General features: G+C 30.6%; 12 protein-coding genes and 1 other RNA gene. 9 read left to right on the forward strand and 4 right to left on the reverse strand.

The genetic code is table 4. The annotated features are described in order from the left end of the window. The 3 genes from H3143_RS01550 to H3143_RS01560 all read left to right on the forward strand — a co-directional run bounded on the left by H3143_RS01550 (position 1) and on the right by H3143_RS01560 (position 8,252). Positions 1-1,227, forward strand: a complete 1,227-nt coding sequence (locus H3143_RS01550) for a hypothetical protein (protein WP_182079070.1) — start codon at positions 1-3, stop codon at positions 1,225-1,227. 13 nt (positions 1,228-1,240) lie between these two features. Continuing rightward, a complete protein-coding gene (locus tag H3143_RS01555) occupies positions 1,241-4,642 on the forward strand; it encodes a hypothetical protein (RefSeq protein ID WP_228444813.1) in 3,402 nt (1,133 codons plus the stop codon). A 178-nt stretch (positions 4,643-4,820) separates the two neighbouring features. Then, positions 4,821-8,252, forward strand: coding sequence for a transglutaminase-like domain-containing protein (locus H3143_RS01560; RefSeq protein ID WP_182079071.1), 3,432 nt, complete (start codon positions 4,821-4,823; stop codon positions 8,250-8,252). Positions 8,253-8,474: 222 nt separating this feature from the next. On the opposite strand, the gene H3143_RS01565 is transcribed toward H3143_RS01560, so the two are convergent. The 4 genes from H3143_RS01565 to H3143_RS01580 form a co-directional block, all read right to left on the reverse strand. After that, on the reverse strand, positions 8,475-9,098 hold the full coding sequence (locus tag H3143_RS01565; RefSeq protein ID WP_182079072.1) for a hypothetical protein: 624 nt from the start codon (positions 9,096-9,098) through the stop codon (positions 8,475-8,477). A gap of 9 nt (positions 9,099-9,107) precedes the next feature. After that, positions 9,108-9,395, reverse strand: coding sequence for a hypothetical protein (locus H3143_RS01570; RefSeq protein ID WP_182079073.1), 288 nt, complete (start codon positions 9,393-9,395; stop codon positions 9,108-9,110). A gap of 180 nt (positions 9,396-9,575) precedes the next feature. Beyond that, a complete protein-coding gene (locus H3143_RS01575) occupies positions 9,576-10,787 on the reverse strand; it encodes an arginine deiminase (protein WP_182079074.1) in 1,212 nt (403 codons plus the stop codon). A 65-nt stretch (positions 10,788-10,852) separates the two neighbouring features. Further along, positions 10,853-11,839, reverse strand: a complete 987-nt coding sequence (locus H3143_RS01580) for an NAD(P)/FAD-dependent oxidoreductase (RefSeq protein ID WP_182079075.1) — start codon at positions 11,837-11,839, stop codon at positions 10,853-10,855. A 62-nt stretch (positions 11,840-11,901) separates the two neighbouring features. On the opposite strand from H3143_RS01580, the gene H3143_RS01585 reads away from it, so the two are divergent. From H3143_RS01585 to grpE, 6 genes are all read left to right on the forward strand, one after another. Continuing rightward, positions 11,902-13,593, forward strand: coding sequence for a V-type ATP synthase subunit I domain-containing protein (locus H3143_RS01585; RefSeq protein ID WP_228444814.1), 1,692 nt, complete (start codon positions 11,902-11,904; stop codon positions 13,591-13,593). 14 nt (positions 13,594-13,607) lie between these two features. Beyond that, an RNA gene (ffs, locus tag H3143_RS01590) (signal recognition particle sRNA small type) lies at positions 13,608-13,703 on the forward strand. A gap of 44 nt (positions 13,704-13,747) precedes the next feature. Next, positions 13,748-15,976, forward strand: coding sequence for a hypothetical protein (locus H3143_RS01595; protein ID WP_228444815.1), 2,229 nt, complete (start codon positions 13,748-13,750; stop codon positions 15,974-15,976). Positions 15,977-16,048: 72 nt separating this feature from the next. Next, positions 16,049-16,837 carry an alpha/beta fold hydrolase gene (locus H3143_RS01600; RefSeq protein WP_182079077.1) on the forward strand — a complete coding sequence of 263 codons (789 nt, stop codon included), beginning with the start codon at positions 16,049-16,051 and terminating at the stop codon, positions 16,835-16,837. Between the two features lie 87 nt (positions 16,838-16,924). Further along, positions 16,925-20,854 (forward strand): terminal organelle assembly protein TopJ, encoded by a 3,930-nt coding sequence (topJ, locus tag H3143_RS03545; RefSeq protein ID WP_323368754.1) that lies wholly within the window; start codon positions 16,925-16,927, stop codon positions 20,852-20,854. A 25-nt stretch (positions 20,855-20,879) separates the two neighbouring features. Beyond that, on the forward strand, positions 20,880-21,908 hold the full coding sequence (grpE, locus tag H3143_RS01615) for a nucleotide exchange factor GrpE (RefSeq protein ID WP_228444816.1): 1,029 nt from the start codon (positions 20,880-20,882) through the stop codon (positions 21,906-21,908). Positions 21,909-21,964 lie beyond the last annotated feature (56 nt).

Here is a 21,964-nt window from a genome sequence, read left to right on the forward strand (position 1 = left end):
ATGCAATTCATTCACTCTGAACAAATTAAAAACTGAATCAGTCAAAATTTAACCACCAACTTTACACGTGGGTTCTTTGTTGATGTATTGTTTTCAGTAAAAAAGACGAAAAGAGTGTCAGTGATCTCTGGTTTAGATTATTCTGGACAGACAGAAATCATCAGCGAAATCTACAGTAGATTTCAAGCATTAGATCGTTTAAACGATCTATACTTAGTTGATTTAAGTTCAGTTTATGTCAATGAAGAAACTAAGATTGATGATTTCTTAGAAAAGATTAAAGAGATTGATAATGCCTTTGTCATTATCAATAATATGAACCAACAAGAAGGAACAAGAATTTGGTTTAAGCAAATTGCTAAATTAGCAAAAAAACAAAATATCACCTTCTATCTATTTGTTAATAACTCAGGCATTTTATACGATAAGATTATTAAACATTACGAGTTTAATCATTTTTATTTAAAGCCTTTTAAGTTTAGTGAATATTTAATTACCAAAGAAAAGTTTAATAATCTTGATTTTGTTGATTATTATGAATACTTAAATTCATACAGTCCACTATTAGCAAGATTCAGTGATAAATCTGATGCTCAGATCTTATTCTTTAATCAGATCGTAAACCTATTCCGTCATGATGTTTATGAGTTGTTTAGTAAGAAGTTTTCAATCAAAACATGTATGGCATTACTAAACATCGTTGTTTATGCCAAGATTCCTTGCTTTAATCTAAACTACTTATCAAAAGAGCTTGAGATCGATTTTGAAGAATTACTTGAGATCATTCGCATTCTTGATAAAGCCAAGATCTTAAAGATGATCAGAGTGGTTGAAAGTGATCTATCTAAAAAACGTGAACCGCTTTATTTCTTGGTTTTTTACCACCCAATTAATTACGTGATCTTTGAAGATAATCAGCATTCGATCTCTGAGATGATGAATAACACTAAAGTGTTATTGTCAGCTTTTATTAGTGCAACTAATTACCAAGATCAGATCGAAATTGTTTATGATTACCACGTTTCATGAACCGAACAGATCTCTTTAATTGACAAACATAAGAAAAGGGGCTATATTTTAGGTATTAATCACAACGAAGTTGGTCCGATTTACAATGCCCTTAGTTGAAAATATCAATATCGCGTAAATTACCTAAATCAAAATGATTTAGTTAATCTAATTGCGAATTGAGAACTAAAGAATTTCAAGAAGTATCAAATTTCATAGAGTATAAATTGTTATGGCTAGAACTAAAAAGAATAAATCAGAAACTAAAACCACTAAAAAACGGGGCAGAAAAGCACAGATCGAACATGAATTTGATCAATCACTTCAAGAATACGGTCCGAAATTATTAAACGTTAAGGTGCAAAGTGAATTAGATCAAGAAGACGATCTAGATTTTAGTCATAAATCAATCGTTAATGATGAAAATGAGATCTTTTCTGGTGAGATCAAAACTAATAAAAGTCGCCTAAAAAATAGATACTTTGATACTGTTCTTGATGAAGAAGATCTACTTCAAGCTGAGTTTGATGAGATCAAACAAAAATCTAAGAAGCGTTTAGTGTCTGAAAAAACTAAACAAACTGATCAAACAGCACAAGCAATTAAACAATCAATCAATAAACGATTTGATGACTTTTTTGATGAAACCGAAAAAGCTTTAATTACTAACACCATCTATGATGGTGATTATCATGAAAATCAATTAGAAGATCAAGATTTAATTGAAAAAGCGCAAGACTTTGAAAACGTTAGTGTTTTAATTGATGAAATAATTTATAGTTCACTAAGTCAAGAAGAAAAAAACAAAGAAGAAGTTTATGATGGTTTAGCTGAGATTAGTGATAGTACTAATCTTACTGAAGTTGAATTAAATGAATTAGAAAATCTTGATCTTAATAAGTTAGATTTTGATCCTAACTCTGAACAAAAACCAGTTGTTAATCAACAAGATCAACATGTGTATCAAGCGGTTTCAATTGATGAAGTTGCTTTTAAACATGATGTTTATGAACCTGATGTTTTATTAAATAATCAACAACCAATTGCGATCAATCAAGAACTAAGTGTTCCAACTGAAATAAAACAAGACCTAGATCTAGATCGCATCCAATCTGAAACGGTTGTTGATGATTCTTTAGTTAATCAGATCACCAATCCAATTAAAGTTGAAGTGGCTGAAATCACTGAACAAGTTGTTGAAGTTCAACAAGAACTTCCTAAGAGTGTTGAACCTCAAATTCCTAATGTTCTAGAAACTCAGATTCCAAAGATCAGTCCTTATGCAATTCAAGAAGAGATCATTGATATTAAAGTTCATGATCTAACTAAAGATCAAATTATCCAAAAAGAGCCTGAAGTATCTTATCAACCTTCTTATCAAGCAACTAGTGAAGTTGTTAGTTATGCAGTTGATGAAAAATCAACTGATGATGAGATTATCCAAGTAAATAACCCAACTGATAAACTATTAGTTCAATCAACTCTTGATGATCACAATATCAGATATGAAGTTCAACAAGAAGAAAACACTAAACCAAAAGAAGTTCATATTGATGTTGATCAATTAAATAGCAAACTTAATGAAGAGTGCAAAGTATTAGATAAACCTAAAAAATCTCTAGATCAACTTGAAGAAATTCCTGCAGTAATCAAACAAGTTAATTACGTTAAACAAGAAGTTGAAAATATCCCAACTAATGATCACCGTTTGTTTGATTCAATTAAAAAACCATTAGATGATTTAGTGGAAATTCCTGCAGTAATCAAACCAACTAATTTTGCTAAACAAGAAGTTAAAAATCTTCAAGCTGATGAACACCGTACTTTTGATAGAATTAAGAAATCGCTAGATCAACTTGAAGAAATCCCTGCAACAATCAAACAAGATAAATTTGTTAAACAAGAAGTTGAAAACATTCCAGCTAACGATCATCGTAACTTTGATGCAGTCAAAAAATCTTTAGATGATCTTGTAGAAATTCCTGCAGTTATTAAACCGATTAACTTTGCTAAACAAGAAGTTGAAAACCTTTCATCTAACGTCGACCAGGCGTCTGATTCATTCAAAAAATCATTAGATGAACTTAAAGAAATTCCTGCAGTTATTAAACCAGTTAATTTTGCTAAACAAGAAGTTGAAAATATCCCTTCTAATGATCACCGTGCATCAGTTTCGTTCAAGAAATCTCTAGACGAACTTGAAGAGATCCCTGCAACTATCAAACAAGATAAATACGTTAAACAAGAAGTAGAAAACATTCCTGCAAACGATTATCGAGAATTTGATTCATCTATTGAGTCATTAGATGATCTTAAGGAAATCCCTGCAGTTATAACTAAAGCTGAACTAGCTACACTACCAGCTAAACTAACTTCATTAAGTGAACGCATAAATCCAGCTACTGATAAATTTGAAATAGATCAAGCAAACTCACTTGTTGATCTTGCTGAAGTTCAAAAACTAGTTGAACAACTAGAAGAGTTAGCTAAACAAAATCAACAACTATTAGAAGAAAAAGAACAACTAAATGTTGAAAAGAATGATCAAGAAGATTTACTTGAAAATTTAATTACCAAGTTTGATCATGAATTAGAACAACTTGAAGAATTAAATAATAATTTCTCAACTGAAGAGTTTGAGCAAGATTCAGATGGTGATGTAATTCAAGATCAACAAAACGATATTCTTGTTGAAGATGCAATTACAACAGATGTTGAATTTAAACCAGATTATGAAAGACTAAATTCTGAGTTATTAGATGATACGATTCATCCAATTCAAAACTATGATTCTGGTTGAAAACCTCAAGAATTAGATGTTAAGTATAACTACTCTGGATTTGATTTTAGTGATTATCACAAACTTCTTGATGAACAAACTGAATTCAAAATGTTCTGTAAGAAAGCAATTGATTATTCAATTGCACCTACAATCAAGATGTCTGAACAAGAACAAGATAATTCAGATGATCTAATTGAATTAGATCATGATGATGCTATTGATTCAACAAATGAACTTCAAGTAACTGATAATGTTGCTGATATTGAAGTTTCTGATTGAGAAACAATCGAAAATCATCCAATGATCGATTTCCAATCATTAATCAACAAACACTCAGAACAATCTAAATATTATTTAGAAGATAAGAGTTCAACTACTGAATTAATTGAACAATCAGATGAAACTGATTCATCTGAACAAACTGAGTTTAACTTTGAAGGTTTAGATGAAGATATAACTCGTTTAATCATTGAACAAAAAGAAAATATTAAACATCGTCTAATCTCACAAGGTGAATATGATTCTGAAAACCTATCTAAAGAATTAAGTCAACGTCTAAAAGAAGAAACCAGAAAGATCGTTGTTAAAAATATTAATAATGACTACACAAATATCAACGATATTAATAAGTTCAAAAAACCTTTAGTTTCAGTAGATATTAAACCAGTTCGTCCGTTTGCATCTAAAAGTCTAAAAGATCGTTTAGTAGCTTCACAAAAAATTCCATCTAAATCAACTTCTAAGAAGGTTGCTACTAAATCTATCCTTAATGATCTTAAGAATTATCAATTCAAAGGTGCTAATTTAATCTTCCAAAAATCTGAACCTAAGAAATTAACTAATAATAAGTAATAAAGTTAAGTTACAAGTTTAAATCAAACACTAATGTGTTTGATTTTTTTTATCTATTTTTTTATCAAAGTAGTGATATCCACTTCCAATAATCAAAAATGTGTTTTATAATATAAGGAATAGAATTTATATATATACATATATATTACAAGTAGCATCTTAATAATTTATAGGTATTATGAAAAAAAGCACCAAAAAAATATTACTCACATTAACAACTTTTATCCCATTAATTTCATTTGGTTTAACAAGTTGTACTTCAATACCTTCAAATAAAAATTATGATCAAGCACTAGTGATGCTTTCTAAATTAAAGCAACTAGAATCTTCTGTAGCTAATGATTCTAAATACAATGGGATCAAGCAAGAGATTAATGATTTCATTAAGACTAATTATTTCAACCAAGATACTCAAAGTGGTAAATTAGTTTCAATCATTAATGAAATGGGTCGTTTGTATGATAAGTTAGAAGCTCAAATTAATCAAAAAGATGATAAGACTACAAATAGTGAACCTAAAACAGCTAGTAATTCAAATACATTAAATGATAAAAATCCTAGTGAATCAAGTAACAGTAATTTAAATAATAGTAATCCAAGCAATAATAATTTAAATACTAATAATGAAACTGGCTCTGGTGAAGCTAGTAGTCCAGTTTATAGTGGAGATGCTGCTGAAAGATTAATTGCACAAAAATCTAGTCAATTACAATCATTTGTTAATGATTTAGATAGTTTAGCTGCTACAGCTAATGATAATATCAAAAGTGGTCTAGAACACGTTAAAAGAAACACACTAGATCAAATCAGTGCTTTAAGATATCGTGGTGATGCACTAAAAAGAGCAAATGAATACGATGATTATGCTAAAAACCAACTTCTTAAGGATTGAGAAGTAGTTTTAGATGATGCACAAGTTAAGAAAAACCTTGTTTTAAATCAAAAAAATGAAGGTAATGCACCATTAAAACAAGGTAAGAAATATTATAGTTATAACAACGAAGAAGACATTAACGATCTAATGGATATGTTTGATAAGATCGTTAATGAGCAACAAATTGGTACGATCTCATTTGGTGATGTGCAAATTGAAGCTCAAGCGATGTCAAAAGCTTACTATCGTTGGATTAGAGAAAAATGACGAGATTACCCTTGATTAGGATTTAATAATGGGGTATTTTTCTTCCATCTAAAAGGCAATGATTCATTAACTTTCCCTAATACGAAAGAAAACGTATTAGAAAAAACCTATTATGTTGATAATATAGTTAATGGTATTTATGCAAGCGATTGATTATCAGATAACCAATACCGTGATAATTTTAAATATATCATTAACGAAGTTAATAGCTTAATCAAAGATGGGATGAGTGATATTGAAAAAGCTGCTGCTTTATACTGATATGTATTAGAAAAATCAGGTTATGACTATAAGTTCTCAAACCCAGCAAGAGCATACTTTAATAACGGTGGGGTTTGTGCTGACTTTGGTTCATTCTATGCTTTCATTCTAAATATGGTTGGAATTGAAGCAATCCCTCATAATACTGGTGCAATTGATGGTGAAGATTACGACAAATTAGTTAATGCAGGATTAACTAAAGATAACGGTCAAGAACTTCATGAATTAGTATGAATGAGATTAAAAAATCCTAAAGATAATAAGTATTACTGATTCAGAAGTGATCCTACTTGAGGTGATAGTATGGAAGATAAATGAGACAAAGCACCTCATGCTAAAACTGGTATTGGCTGAAATATGGATCAATTTATCTCACCACTAGGATTATCACCTTGACAACCATTTAGTAGTGAAAATGGTGATCGAACTCAATTTGATTACAACAATCTTTGAGGGTTACCATTAAGAGAACACATTGTTGATAATGGTGACACTAAGGGATACTACTCAACACGAAATGATTTTGTCTTTAGACACAATTTATTCCAAGATGAAGTAAAAACTGGTCAAAAATTATCTAAACCATTCTTTTATAAAGGTAAATGATTCTATCTTCAAAAAACATATCAGGGAAGTAATGGAAGAGGACCTGCTACTTTTTCATTTAAATATCGTAATTTCTTAGATGATACTAGTAAAGATGTCTTTAATAGTACTGATCCTGCAGCAAAAGCGATATCAGATGCTTTAAGTAGTTACAAATCAGATTTATTAGGTAATAGTCAATATTCAGCACCATTAACTTTTGAAAGAAATAACAAAGTTATTTTTGTAATTAAAAACTTTAATTACTTAGAAAATCGTGCTCAAAATAGTCCTTCAAAATTAGTTATTCTTGATTTAGATACTTTAAAAACAAGAACAGTTGACTTACCATTAGTTGGACCAGACCGAAATGGTCGAAGATGAGTAGATAACTTCTATTTTGATGCTTCAGGTGATCTTTATGTTAAATTTGACAAAGATGATGCACTTGATGGTAATGTTTATCCAAGACACTTTAAACTTACTATTACTGATGAATTAAAAAATTATTTAGCTTCAACAACTCCTTCAAAACAAGAAGCGCTAAATTGAGTTAATCGTATCAGAGGATATTCTGCAGTTTATTTAGAAGATGGTTCAGTTGGTAATTTACCAAAAGTTACAGATAACCATTCATTAAAAGTTCAATTATTAAGTGATTTAAGCACGATTAAAGCTCAAATTGAAAATGGCACGGATGTAAATTACGCATCGACAATCACAAAAATTAAAAATCTTTATAAATCTTTCTTAAGTCATAAGATTGTTTCATCTAATAAATTATTTGTTGATAAACAATTAAGTGAATACTACCAATTCTCAAAATCAAGATATGATGGAGAATCATTTAGAGGGTTAACCAACTTTAATGTAATCCAAAATCCAGATGATATCTTCTCAAGAAATGATTCTATCTTATATGATGTTTATTATTCTGAAACAAAGAATGGTACATTTAAAAAGATCAAATCTGATCAATACATTGATAATTTAACAATCTCTAAACAAGAGCAACCTAATCTTCAAGGATATTATTATGTAGTTGCTCATGCTATCAACGATCCAAACAATTCAGTTAGATCAGATACTACTTACGTTGAATATGTAAGTAATACACAACGTCCAAAAGAAGAATATGCACTTCATCCAATCTTAAGTGGATTAAAAGTTGGTTTTAATTATGGAACAACAGTTCAAACATCAAACATTCAACTAAATGTTATTCCAGGTGTTGAACAAATTAATAACCAAAAGATGTCTCATTTATATTTCAACTGATATAAATTGACATTACAAATCCCAGGATTTGCACTAAGTTTAAATAACTTCTCAAATGCAAGCTTTAAAGTTTACTTTATTCCATTTAGTGATGTAAATGCTAAAAAGGTAGTTTGACAAAAAGAATTAACAACTACTGATTCTTATTTCAGAGACACTAATATCGATGTAGATGCTAGAGAGCCTGGAATCTATTACTCAGAGCTTTCTTACACTTATAATAATCAAGATTACAAAGCATTCTCAGAAATTAGTACTATCTTTGGTGAATTAGATAATTACAAACAAACATTAACTAAGTTCTTTGATGATATGCACCAAGCAAATAAGAGCTATACTAATTAAAAAAAGCAAAAGATCTAACTTAAGTTAGATCTTTTTTTGTTTAACTATTCGTAAACTTTATAGCTGACAAACTATTTTAGTTTTACAAGTTTACGTAAAAAAAAGAAATAATCAGACTATCTGCCTGATTATTTAATGTAGTCGTTTTGACTGAATTATTCTTATTGATAGCTAAACACTTAAAAAAATACGTATTGAGAAAAATAAAAACGATCTGTTTAGTTAATTATCAAAGAGTTTTAAATACTTGTTATGAATTTCTAAAGTTGGTATTTTGGTATCAGGTTCGTTGTAATTTTTATAGATATTAGTTCAGTTGTTTAAATACTTATATCCACCATCTTTGTTTTGATATTGACCAAAGATTGAGTTATCAACTGCATCAGCATACCCTGTAGGTGATTTTGCAGTATTTTGTTTATAAATGTTATAGAAATCTTCGATTGCTGATGAGATGGAGTCTCCTGCTACACTACTAGCAATTCCTAGTTTTCATAAGCTAGTAGATAATTTAGGACTTTTAGTTTTTTTACTTCTAGACGATTTAACTTCAGCTGCAGCTGATTTTAATTCTTCTACATTTCCACCAGTTGCTGCAAAACCTGATAAACCAAAACCTAATTCATCATCCATTCCACCAAGTATTTGATTCAAGGTACTTGAATTAAGATCAGGATCAGTTTTAACTTTTCTAGTTCTTGTTTTCTTAGCTGTTATACTTGTTGTAACCTTAGCTTCACTAGCTAAAGGCACAACACCAGAAAGTTCTTCACTAGTTGTTTTGACTGATCTTTTTCTTGTAGTAGTTTTCTTACTACTAGTAGTTGATGATGCTTTTCTTGGCATAATTAATTATTAAAATCCTGCATAAATTGCAGAAGCATAAGGGCTTAAAAACGAATAACGCGCTCTTGTGCTTGCAAAACTTGAATAAACAGGTTTTGCTGGTGGTTGATTAGACACTTCAACGAAATAGCCATTTGGATCTGGTTGGTTTTTAATATCGTTAACGATATTACTGATCGTAACAGCTGTTTTGCTAATTGATCCTAGAAACATCTGACCAATAATTGTTCCAGTAGCTAAAGCGTTAGCAAACCCACCATGAAGTTTGTTTTTATCACTTGTAGTTAATTTCTTCATTATCTCCTCCGTTAAAGCTATGTCTTTTTAACTTAAAAGATAGAAATAAATTTAATTATTAATTAAATTTTCAATTGTTCTTGATATTAATTGATCTTGAAGATTTTTCAAAATATAAAAAAGATGAACTCTTATTTAAGTTCATCTTTTTTTAATGAATATCTTTTAATTAAACTATTACTATTTCTCAATCGGATCTCGATATAATGGCATACTCATACATCTAGCACTACCCATTCCTAATGATAATTGGTCACCATTTCAACTTAAGACCTTTATACCAGCATCTTTTAGTGCTTGGTTGGTTTTGTAATTACGATCATATCCGACCACCACACCTGGTTGGATTACTAAAAAGTTAGTAGCATCAAAGTTGGTTTCAATATCAATCTCAATCTGAGTTGAATCTTCACCAGCAACTGGTATTACAGTTGCTTGTTTACTAATTACCATTGATAAGAATTCTTCTAAAGATTGATTTAACTCTTTTCATAACAAAGTTTCATTGGTTAAATCAATCTCTCAGATCTTTAATACTCCCATCATATTAGGTGAGTATAAGAACTTATCATAATCTAGCATTGTTAATCAAGTATCTAGATGCATTAAGTTACTCATCTTAGGAACATTGATTGCATAGATCTTTTCAAAGCTAGTTTCATCATTAGCTTTTAGTTTTTGTGCTAATGAATCAATTGCTTTTTTCTCAGTTCGTTCTGATACTCCAATTACTAAGGTTTTATCATCATAAACGAATAGATCTCCACCTTCAATACTGTATTCATCATTTCGTGAATAATATTTAGGGGTGTTTTTATATTCTGGGTGGTGTGAGAAGATAAAATCTGCAAAGATTGTTTCACGTTTTCTAGTCGGATGAAACATTGAATGTAAAGTTATGCCTTTACCAATACTAGCAAATGGATCTCTAGTAAAATACAGATTTGGCATTGGATCAGCAATTAATTCGATTTCAGATTCTATATCAACTTCCTTAGCCAAAATCCCCGACATCATTTTGCGAATCATCTCTTGTGGGTTGGTTGATAAAGTTTTTAGATAACTATAAACTTTAGGGCGGTTAATTTCAGATAAAATGGGAATACATTCATCTAACCAACGGTTAATGAATTCTTCTTTTATTTCATTAGATGACGCTTCAAAAGTTTGCGCTGTTAAATCTGACAACTGCACACATTCTACACCTTGATCTTCTAATAACTTAATAAATGCTTCATGTTCTTGTCTAGCCTTAACTGGATTTAGTAAAGAACTAAACAATAGTTCATCCAATCTTTGAGGAGTTACATAATCTAGTTCTTTATCTGGGGTGTGAACTAATACCTTTCTTAGTCTTCCAATTTCACTATAAACTCTTATTTTATTAAACATAAACCTCCTTAATTAATTGTTATTGTTATGATCGTTAGATCATTAATTTAGTAAACTAAACCTTATTATTCTTTAAGTAAGTAGTCAGTAGCTCTTACATAAGGATTGATAGTGTCATTGATATGTTTGATTGCTACTGTAGCTTCATACATTCCTGAGATGATCAGATTAGGACGTTTGCTAAAATTACTAGCTAACCCAATTGCATAGATATTTTTATCTGATGTTTGGTGGTGATGATTGATCACAAAATTGTTATTCATATCTTGTTCAAGATGATTAAAACAATCAAGTGATTTTAAAGGTTTTAAACCATATTGAACGATTAGATAATCAAAGTTTAATTTAGTTAATTCACCAGTTTGATTGTGTTTAAAACTAATCTGATTATCTTTGATTAGTTCGATCGTTTGATCTAAATATTGGTTAATTGGTTTTTTATTGATTAGATCAACTAAAGCTTGTGAAGCACGGTATTTTTCTTTACGGTGAATGATTGATAAAGATTTAGCAATCTTTAAATCAGACACTTGATGAATCAATTCAACAGCACTATCACCCCCACCTAAAAAACACAGATCTTTGTTTTCATATTGTTTTAGATCTTTGATTTGATAGTGAATACGATCAAGATCCTGATCTTGAATTAATTCCTCTTTTAATTTAATTGGTTCAAACCCACCATTACCAGTGGCTAGAACAATCTTTTTGGCTTTAACTACTTCATTGTTTGACAACTTTACTTCAAAAAGTAGTTCATCAGATAAATAGTTTTGCTCTCTAATCGTCGTATTAAATAAATATTTAATTAACCCCTGGTTAATGTATGGTTTTTGTTGTTGGTATAACTGATCTATAAAATCTTTTGCTAAAACCCCATTAGCTGTGGGAAAATCATAGATCTTTTTAAAGGGATAAATGTGTGCTGGTTGACCACCGATTTGATCAGTCATCTCAACAACAAGAGAACTTAATCCCTTCATAGCACCATAACTAGCGCAATAAATTCCGCTAGTTCCAGCCCCTAAAACAATTAGGTCATAAATATTCATTTATTTTTAAATATACTATAATAATTTAGATATTTATATTTTATATAAAATTTTAGTTTTTGATGTCTAATACTGATAAAGTTTTTAGTTTTGACGAAAGTTCAAAAGAACAAATTCTTCAAGATTTTGATAATTACAAAGCTGAGTATTGTATCAGCACTTTTCTAGCTACTCACCCTCAAGCTTCTGAATATGATTTACGCGACTATCTAGAAAGCGCTAAAAGAAGCTATGTACGAGCTAAACGCAATAATATGAGCGATGAATTATGACTAGAACACTTACATAAATTCATTAAGGGATATAAACTAGTTGCCCCACTTCAAAGAGAATTAGATAAGTTAATTCTAAATAAAGACTTTACCAATCTAGAACTAGAAAAAGCTGAATTAGCAAAACAAAAAGCAGAGCTTGAAAAAGAACGTATTGCTTTCTTAAACGAACAAAATGAGTTTATTCAAAATGGTCGATCAAAACATTTTGATCATATTGTAACAACTTCTGAATACGAAGCGACTAAAAAAGAACTAGAACTAAAATACTATAAAGAGATCGAAGCGATCAAAGAAAAACATCAAGAAGAACTTGTAAAAAACCAAGAAGAAACTAAAAAAATCTTTGATGAAGAGATCAATAACATCAAAGATTTTTATGATAAAAAACTAGAAAAAGTTTCAACTCACTACAACAAGTTAAAAGAAAAGCTAGCTGAATTAAAAGACGATAATAATAAGTTAATTAATGAGATTTATGAAAGAGATCTTGCTAGTGAAAACCAAATCGCACTAAGAACTAAAGATTATTACGAAGAATTAGAAAAGATCAGAAAGATCTTAAGAAATTATGAAGTACTATCTTTTGAATTAAAAACTAAGATCAAAGAAAAAGATTATTTACTAAACCAATTAAAATCAAAACTTAAACACAAAGACGATGAATTTAAAAAATTCATCAAAGATCAACCTGAGATCGTTAACCAACTAATTAACGACGGAATTAAACAAGGTGTTAAGGTTAAGTTTAATCAACTAGAATCTAAACTAAAAGAACGCGTTAAACAGTATGAAGATACTGTTGGTCAAACTTATGAAAAACATAAGAATGAAGTTGATAAGATTCTAATTGCCAATGAAACCAAGGTTGAAGTGATGAAAAATGCACTACTTCAAGCAGAAGAAACTGCTAAACTAACCACCAACGAACTTGAACGCATTAAATCTGAGTATGATTTAGTAATCTATACTAATCGCGAACTTAATGAAGCAATTAAGATTGAACAAGAAAAAGCGAAAGAATTAGCGGCTAAAGTTGAAATCTTAACCGCTGAAAACAACGATCTAGATAAATTAAATAACTTATTAGTTAAAAAATACAATGACAACGATCATTTATTGTCAGTATCTAAATCAATCTCTGAACAACTAGATAAGATTAATGCTTCACAATTATCATTACAAAAAGTTTTACAAACTAGTGATGATGATAAAACTAACCAAAAGATCATCGATCTTAATAAAGCAATCGATCAAGTAAATTCAACCTATAAACAATCTAAGGGATTAAAAAACGAACCAATCCAATTACCTAAATCAACCCCAACCCAAGGTAAGATTATTGAATACATCGATGAAGATGATACTTTAGATTCTCAATGAGCTAGACAGTTCTCTGAAGCGACTAAAAGAATCAAAGAAAAAAAGCTAAATAAGAAAAAGAAAGCACTATTAGATAAAGAAATTAGTGAATTTAAATAATCGATATATTAAAATAATCTAGCCATTACAACAATTAACACGAACCATGTCAGGTCAGAAATGAAGCAGCATTAAGTATCTTAATTGTGTGTAATGGCTTTTTAATTTATTAAAATATATTAATTAACCCTTCTAGTTAGAAGGTATATTAGCGATGGATAATAACAACAATAATAAACGTAATCGGTTTTACTTTAATCAACGTCAACCAAACGAACGCTCAAGAATGAGTAGTCTTAGTGAATTTGATTTAGATATCATCAAAGAACTTGGTTTAGATGATGATGAACCTATTAATAGTGATAAGAAATCATCTTTAGATGATGATGTCAACTTCTTAGATGATGTCATCAATGATTATGATAATTGGGATAAAAAAGAAGTAAAACAAACTAAAAAGCCCACTAAAGACGATTATACTGTTTTAACTGATCATCAAGATGATGATGACGATGAAGACGAAGATGATCTAAACTTTGAAATCCACCGCTCAAAATACGTAAGTTCAAATACCACTAAAACTAAAGACAAACCGATTAATAATGATAAGACCCGCTTTGTTGGTCAAGATTTTTCAGATCAAGAATTAATTCAAGCTTATACTAAGAACTTAAGTTCATACATCAATGATCATGATGATGAACAAGAGATTAAATCTAAGAAAGATGTTGCTCCAGTTCACAGTTTTAGTAGTAAAAAGATTGATGAATTAACCAATGAAAAAACTGACATAATCACTAAAACCACTCAAGAAGATGACGATGAGGATGACGAATACTTAATTACTAAAAATGATAGTGATTATAGTTTTGAATCAACTGATCAACCTGTAGAAGAACCTCAAGTTGATCTAACTGATCTACTAGATGATGATGAGTTGATTCAAGATGAACCTTCAAGAGAACTGCCTTCAACAAACGAAGTGATGAACGCTAAGTTTGGTGAAGATGATTTAGAAAAAGAAGATTTAGATCTTAAAGAAGATAGTTCTAACGTTAAAGAGATCGATTCTGATCTAATTGATGATCAAGATAATCAGTTTACTAAAACTAGCTTACCAGAAGAATTAGTTACCAAAAAAACGATTAATCATGATGATCAATTAGAAGAGATTACTAATCAAGAGATCATTGATGCCACAACACCAGTTGATTTTGAACAGATTGAAAAAACTAATACGAAGATTCAAGCTAATGATAGTTCTGAAACAAGTAACAACTTGTCAGAACTAACACGATTAGCAATGAAAGATGTTCAAGAACATTATTTATCAAATATCTCTAAATTAGATCAATATAAAAAACAATTAGAAGAGCGATCTAAACAATTAGATGAACTTAATGAAAGTTTAGATCGTAGACAGATCGATATTGAACTAATTAGTAATAATATCCAAGAAAGTATCAAGACCCATAAACAAGAGATGGATCTTGAAAAATTAAATCTTCAAAAAGAAAAAGAAGAGATTATTGCTAAAGCTAATACACAAGCAGAAGCCATCATCAAGCAAGCTTATGAGCAAGCTAATCAATATCAAGAATTAATCGAGAAACAACAAGCAGAACAAAAACAAGAAGTTGAAAAACAACAACTAATTCAACTTCAAGAAGGGTTTGATCATAAGATCAAACAACTTGCTACTAAGATTAGTCATCAACTTGAAAATAAACTAGTTAAAAAAGATCAGATCTTTACGCAATTGTTATCCCAAATTAAGGTGATGGCTGAAACCACTCATGCTAATCAATTAAGAATTAATGAGTTGTTCTTAGCTGTTAATAATAAAGATAAAGAAATACTTAATCTTAAACGCGATATTGCGATTTTAAAAGCTAGTTCGGATTCATTAATTAATGTTAAAACTGAACAAACTAGAGAAGTTGCTAAAAAACACTACCAAGATTTTGAATTGGATAATTCATTTAAAGATCCTTATCTAGAACAAAAACTTAATAGTTTAACAAGAGATTATTTAAATCTCTCAAATGAAGTGATTTATGAACCTGATCTAGAAGAATCAGATCCTTCAACTAAAAAGATCTTCAAGACTTTTAATCTATCTGATTTAAATCAATCTCTTGAAGAAGATAAGAAGATTCTAGCTTCAATTAACCAACATTTCGAACGACCAATTCAGATTACTAAATCTGATAAGAGATTATCTAAAGAAAAAGTTCATAAACCAAGTATTATTAAAAGAAGTCAAAAACCAGTTGTTTATGATGATGAACTAGATGATTTTAGTTTAGGTTTACTAGATAACGATTTTAATGCTGAATACAAGAGTGTTACTAAAAAATACCCAGAACAAAAGAAATCAAGTAGTTCGAATAAAAAACTAACAACTAAAAAAGTTCAATTAGTTTTTGATTCGGATAATTAGACTTTTGTCTAACTAACATACTGGTAAACATTTGCATTAAGTTAATGCAAATGTTTTAAATAGCTAACAATAATGCCAAGATTAACTAATCCGCTTTTAACGCATGAACTAACGAACAAAAAGCATAAGTATAATGCGATCTTTGTTCATGGTTTTAGTTCATCTCATAATAAACATTCTGAGATCTTTAAAAGATTAAATGATGAATTAGTTAATTATTATACTTTTGATTTGCCAGGACACGGGCAAAACCAACTAGAAGAAAAACCAGAACTTAAATTAGACTATTTTGCTGATCTAGTTGTTGATTTTATTAATCAAAAACAACTAGATAATGTGATCTTAATTGGACATTCGATGGGTGGAGGAATCTGTAGTATTGTTAACTATCTAATCCCCCAAAAGATTAAGGCACTAATTCTAGAAGCTCCCCTAAATCCGACCATCTTTACCTTTGATAAGAAACGAATCTTTGATTCGTTTAAATCTTTTGGCAAATCAACCTTTTTAGACGTTTTAAAAAAAGAAGACGAATTCAACGATCAGATCTCTTTAGTTGGTTGGATCAAAAAGATTTATAAAACCAACAAGGACAAGATCCCGTTGTTATTAAACCTGATCTCGTTAAAATCTAAGAATTTACTAGATAATGCTTATAAAACTCTAAATAATAAGCCAGTTTTATTAATCTTTGGTGAAAATGATGTCGTGATTCCACCAACTAAAACAATTAAGTATGTCAGTCAATACACCAACTGTTTAACAACTAGAATCGTTGATGAAGCAGCCCACCTACCCCATTCAATCAACAAAGAGTTGTACTATTATTTTGTTAAAGATTTTATCTTAAAATTAAATTAAATAATATTAAAATCTACTTATATTTAGATTAGTTATAATATAAAGAAAGTGTATAAAACATTTTACTAATCTTTTAGTTGATTGAATATGGCAGAAAAACGCGATTATTATGAAGTATTAGAAATAGACAGGGACGCAGAAGAGCAAGAGATAAAACGCGCGTTTAGAAAGCTGGCTAAAAAATACCATCCCGATACAAACAAGGATGATCCAAATGCTGAAAGCATTTTTAGAGAGATAAACGAAGCGTATGAAGTTTTATCTAACCCTGAAAAAAGAGGTCGCTATGACAAGTACGGACATGATGGACTAGATCGTGAAGACGATCTAGACTTTGATCCGGACATTTTTGATTCGTTCTTTGAAACGATTAATGCAGCTGATGAGTTTGATGATGTCAGCTTTGATGGTGATTGGTGAGATGATGATGAACTATCTCCCAAGAAAAAGAAGAAAAAGAAAGACAAAAAGGGTGGGTTCTGAGCCAAGTCAAAAGAAGCTGAAAAAACAATTGAAACCGAACCTGAGATCATCGATGTTGGTGCTGCTAGTCAAGCAAGTGAAGAACGTCTATTCGATGATAATGTAGAGGATGAAGTAGTATCTAGTACAGAATCAGTTGATGATGGTGAAAGACTATTTGATAACAACGTTGAACCTTCATTCACTTCAGGTTTAGATGAAGAAGAAGCTTCTGAACCTTCATTTACTTCTGGTCTGGATGACGAACAAGCAGAAGAATCATCTGAAGAAGAAAGTACAGAAGAATCTGAAGAAGATCTATCATGAACTAAATTCATTGGTAATCCTGACTATGGTCATTATGATGACAACAACGAATGAGTGTGAGAAGGTTACTTTGATGATGATGACAACTTCGTATCAACAAGAGACGTAGATCAAGAAGAAGTTGAAGCGCAAGCTGAAGCTGAAGAAGATTCACAAGTTGAAGAAACTGAAGTAGAAGCACAATCTGAAGAAGAATCAACTGAGACTGAAACAGAAGAAGAAGCTCAAGCAGAAGATGAATTAGAATCAGCTGGTGATTACGTGATCCCAGAAGCTGAAGTTATTGATTCACCTGCATCTGAAGAAGTTTCAACTAAAGAAGATGAACAGTCAACTGAATCTGAACAATCTGCTGAGTCTGAATCAGCTAAAGAAACTGAAGAATCTAAATCAGAAGAAGCTGAACAAGAACCAGTAGTTGAAGCTAAAACTGAAGAAGATAGTGAACAAACAAAAGAAGCAGAAGAAAAAACTGAAACAGTTGAAGAAAAACCAACTTCTTCAGTTGAATCATCTTCATCATCTTTTGATTTGAAGCAATTACTAAAAGTAATGCAAGCTCAACCTACTGAAGAAGTAGCAACTACTACTGAAGCTGTTAGTGAAACTAGTGAAACATCTACTTCAGTAGACCAAGAAGATCAATCAGTTGAATCAACAGAAACACAAGAAAACAAAGAAGAAGATCAAGATGATAAAATCGATGATGCTTTTGTTGAATCAAATATGCCCGAGATCGTTGATTTCTCAAAAAATTCAACTGCATCAGTTGGTTCAACTAACGTATATGATCTATCATTCTTAACAAGAATCAAACCAGCTGAAACTACTACTGAAACTGCTTCAAATGAGAACGCTCCAGAAACTAAAGATCAACCAGTTGAACAAGTAGAAACTAAAGAAGTTGAATCAAATGATCAACCTGAAACTAAAGAAGCTGATCAAATTAAAGAAGAATTAAAACAAGCAGCTGAAGAATTAGTTGAAGATAATGTAATTGATGAAAGTTCAACAATTACCCCTCCTCCTGTAATTAAAACTAAGAATAATGAAGTTGAAGAATCATCATCTAAGAAAGATGATGTAGTTCAAATCAACTTAGATGACTTAGAAGAATTGAAGTTTGAACTAGTTCAAACAAACCAAGAAAAACTACCAGAAAAAGCTGTAGAAAATTGAGCTCAGGAATATCAACTAGATGAACCTACTCAATCAGATATCGACTGATACAAACAAGAAGATCCTAAAGATCTTGAACAATTAGTTCAAGATCAAGCAACTTTAGAGATTTCTGAAGAAGCTGAAGCTAGTCAACCAGCAGTAGAAGAAAAAACTACTGAAGAAGTAGCTAAGGTTGAAGAAAAAGTTGAAGCTGAACTAGCTGTAGTTGAACAAAACCCTAGTGAACAAGAAGTTCAAGAACAATCTAGTGTCGAACTTGCTATCGTTGAAGAAGAATCTAATCTTGAAGAAGCTAAAGAAGAATCTAACGTTGAATCAACAGAAGTTAAAGAAGAACTTATCATTGAATCAACAAAAGATGAAACTATAGTTGAACTAATTGAAGAAGAAGTTAGTGATCAATCAACTAAAGAAGAAGTTAAACAAGAAGAAACTAAGATTGAAGAAGTAGCTGAAGCGCTAAGAAAAGAAGAAGAACTTCTTGAACAAAAGAAGGCAGCTGAATTTGCTGAACTGTTTGGTGAAGAAACACCAACTACTACTAAAGAAACTAAAGAAGAAAACGACTTCTTATCTATTGAAGAGTTATTAAACAACGAACAAGAACAACCAACTCAATTCAATGAGATCATCATTGAAAACAATCTTGATAATGTTAGTGTTGAAGATGATCAAAATTATCAGATCAAAGATGATAATAATGAGTTCATCAATATTAGTGAACCAACTATTGTTAATTCAAATCTAAGCTTTGAACAACAATTAGTTAATGAGATCGAAAGTGATGATCAAATCAAACAACAAGAAGAAAATCTAGAAGAATATGAAACTGTTGATTATGATCCACTTCAACAACCCGTTCGACCGATGCATACATCAGAATCGGGAATGTATGATTTCAACATTAAATTATTAAGAAGACAAATAGGTGATAAGATGGAAGGTAATGATAATTCTAATAAAAACCTTATTAATAAGATCAACGACTTAAGTGACTTTAAGTCTAGATTATTAAAACGGTTAAGTGAAACCGATCCAGGAACTCAACCACCAGCTAGCAAGTACCAAGAACCAAACTTGATTCAGATTGAACGCTTAACTGAAATTAACGTTGTTAAAGAAGTTGAAGTTCATCAGGTGTTGTTATTTAACAACGCAATCAAACGTGTTAAATACACCAGACACACCCCATGTAATAACTGTTCAGCTACTGGTATTGATCTAACTTCAAGTCAACCATATAAACTATGTCCAGCTTGTAGAAACGTTGATGGTAATGTTGAATCATGTATGGTATGTAATCAGTATGGTAAACTGATTAGAATACCTTGTAAGAACTGTTTAGGTAAATCTTATACTAATGAAGCAATTACTTTAGATATTAAGTTACCAATCACTTCTCAACTTAATATCTCAGTTAACTACCCTGGATTTGGTCATATCTTCCCAAATAACTTAAAGGGTGATCTAACTGTTATCTTTAAAGTAATTCCATCTAACTTCTTTGTCATTAAGAATAATGACATCCACGTAAAAGCATTAGTAGACCCAATCTTAGCATCAATTGGGGGTATTATTAAAGTACCAACAATCAACAAGTTAATTAATGTAAGAATCCCTCCTGGTACTAAGGTGGGTGATCAAGTGATCATTAAAGATATGGGACTAGATGCAAGATATGATCTAGAATCTAAAACTCATTATGATAAGGGTTCATTAATCATCCAAGTGGTGTATGCTGATATCATGAAGAGTGATGATCGTTCGTTAGGACTTGAAGAAGCAGCCAAACTACCTAACGTTCAAGTTGAACACTTTAATAAATTAGCACTACGTGAGATCAAAGAATTAAAGTATAACCAACAAGAGTTACAACAAGAACAACAAAACTGAAACTTCCAGTCAAATGAATCTGATAAATTAGATTCATCAACCGATCAAAAAACTCACCAAAGTTTAGCATTTAATCGTGTTCTAAACACGATTAAAGATATCAGAACGATCGATGATATCAAAAAGATCCGTGAGAAAGCTAATAAGAAATAAGGATAACTAATTCCAGATACTAAATATGAATAACCAAGAACATAAGAACCCAGAAACTGAAGCTCAAAAAGAAGTTAAGGATAACTCTTCTACTGAAGAAACTAGTTCATCTAGTGAAGTTAACAATCTCACTAGTGAAGCTTCAGCTTCTAACAGCACCCAAGATGCTAGTAATATTAGTTTGGCTAATGAAAATATCCAAATTAAATCATCACTTGATGATTTAAAAAACTTTGTGCAAAACCCAAAGAGCCAAAACCAAAAGATTAAAGCGGTTAATCAATTAATGTTTAATGAGTTTGTTAAGATTGAATCAGCAATCAATAACATTAATAGTTATATTGATAGTTTAAATCGTAAACTAGAACAAACTAATGAAAACTTCAAGACTAAGATTCAAGAAGTTGAATCTAAAGCTCAACAAAAGATTAATGATCGCATCGAAGAATTAGATAAGCGTAAAAAAGAAGAGATTGATAACGCTAAGAAATATGCGATTGAAAAATCAATCGATTCAGCAATTAATATCGTTGACCAATTAGAAATTGCATTAGAATTTGCTAGTCTTGATCCCGCTGTTAAAAACTATGTTAGTGGGTTTAAGATGGTACTAAACTCATTTGTTAACTGACTAGGTACAGTTAATATCCACAGAATGGATATTAAACCAGGTGATAAGTTTGATGAAAAATACATGAGCGCTTCAGATAAAGTTAGTGATCCAAATTATCCAGCAGATACTGTTTGTAAGGTAATGAAGTCTGGTTACAAATTATATGATCGTGTCGTACGACACACCATGGTAGTAGTATCAGATGGTGTTGGATATGTTGATCCAAATGCAGCTGAAGAAGCTACTGAAGAATCTGCACCAACAAAACCAACTCAAGCAACCCCGACTCAAGAAGCTGCTCCTGCTCCTACTAAATCTAAACCAACAGCTCCACCTCCTGGTAGTGTAAAACCAACAACACCTCCTCACCAAAAACCAGTTCAACCACCACAATCATCTTCTAAACAACCAATCACACACCAAGTGATTAAAAAATCTTAATTTTTAGTTAACAATTAATTTTGAATCAGATAGAGTTTTAGCACTCTATCTGATTT

It is taken from the genome of Mycoplasma tullyi (assembly GCF_014068355.1).
Lineage (GTDB): Bacteria > Bacillota_I > Bacilli_A > Mycoplasmatales > Mycoplasmoidaceae > Mycoplasmoides > Mycoplasmoides tullyi.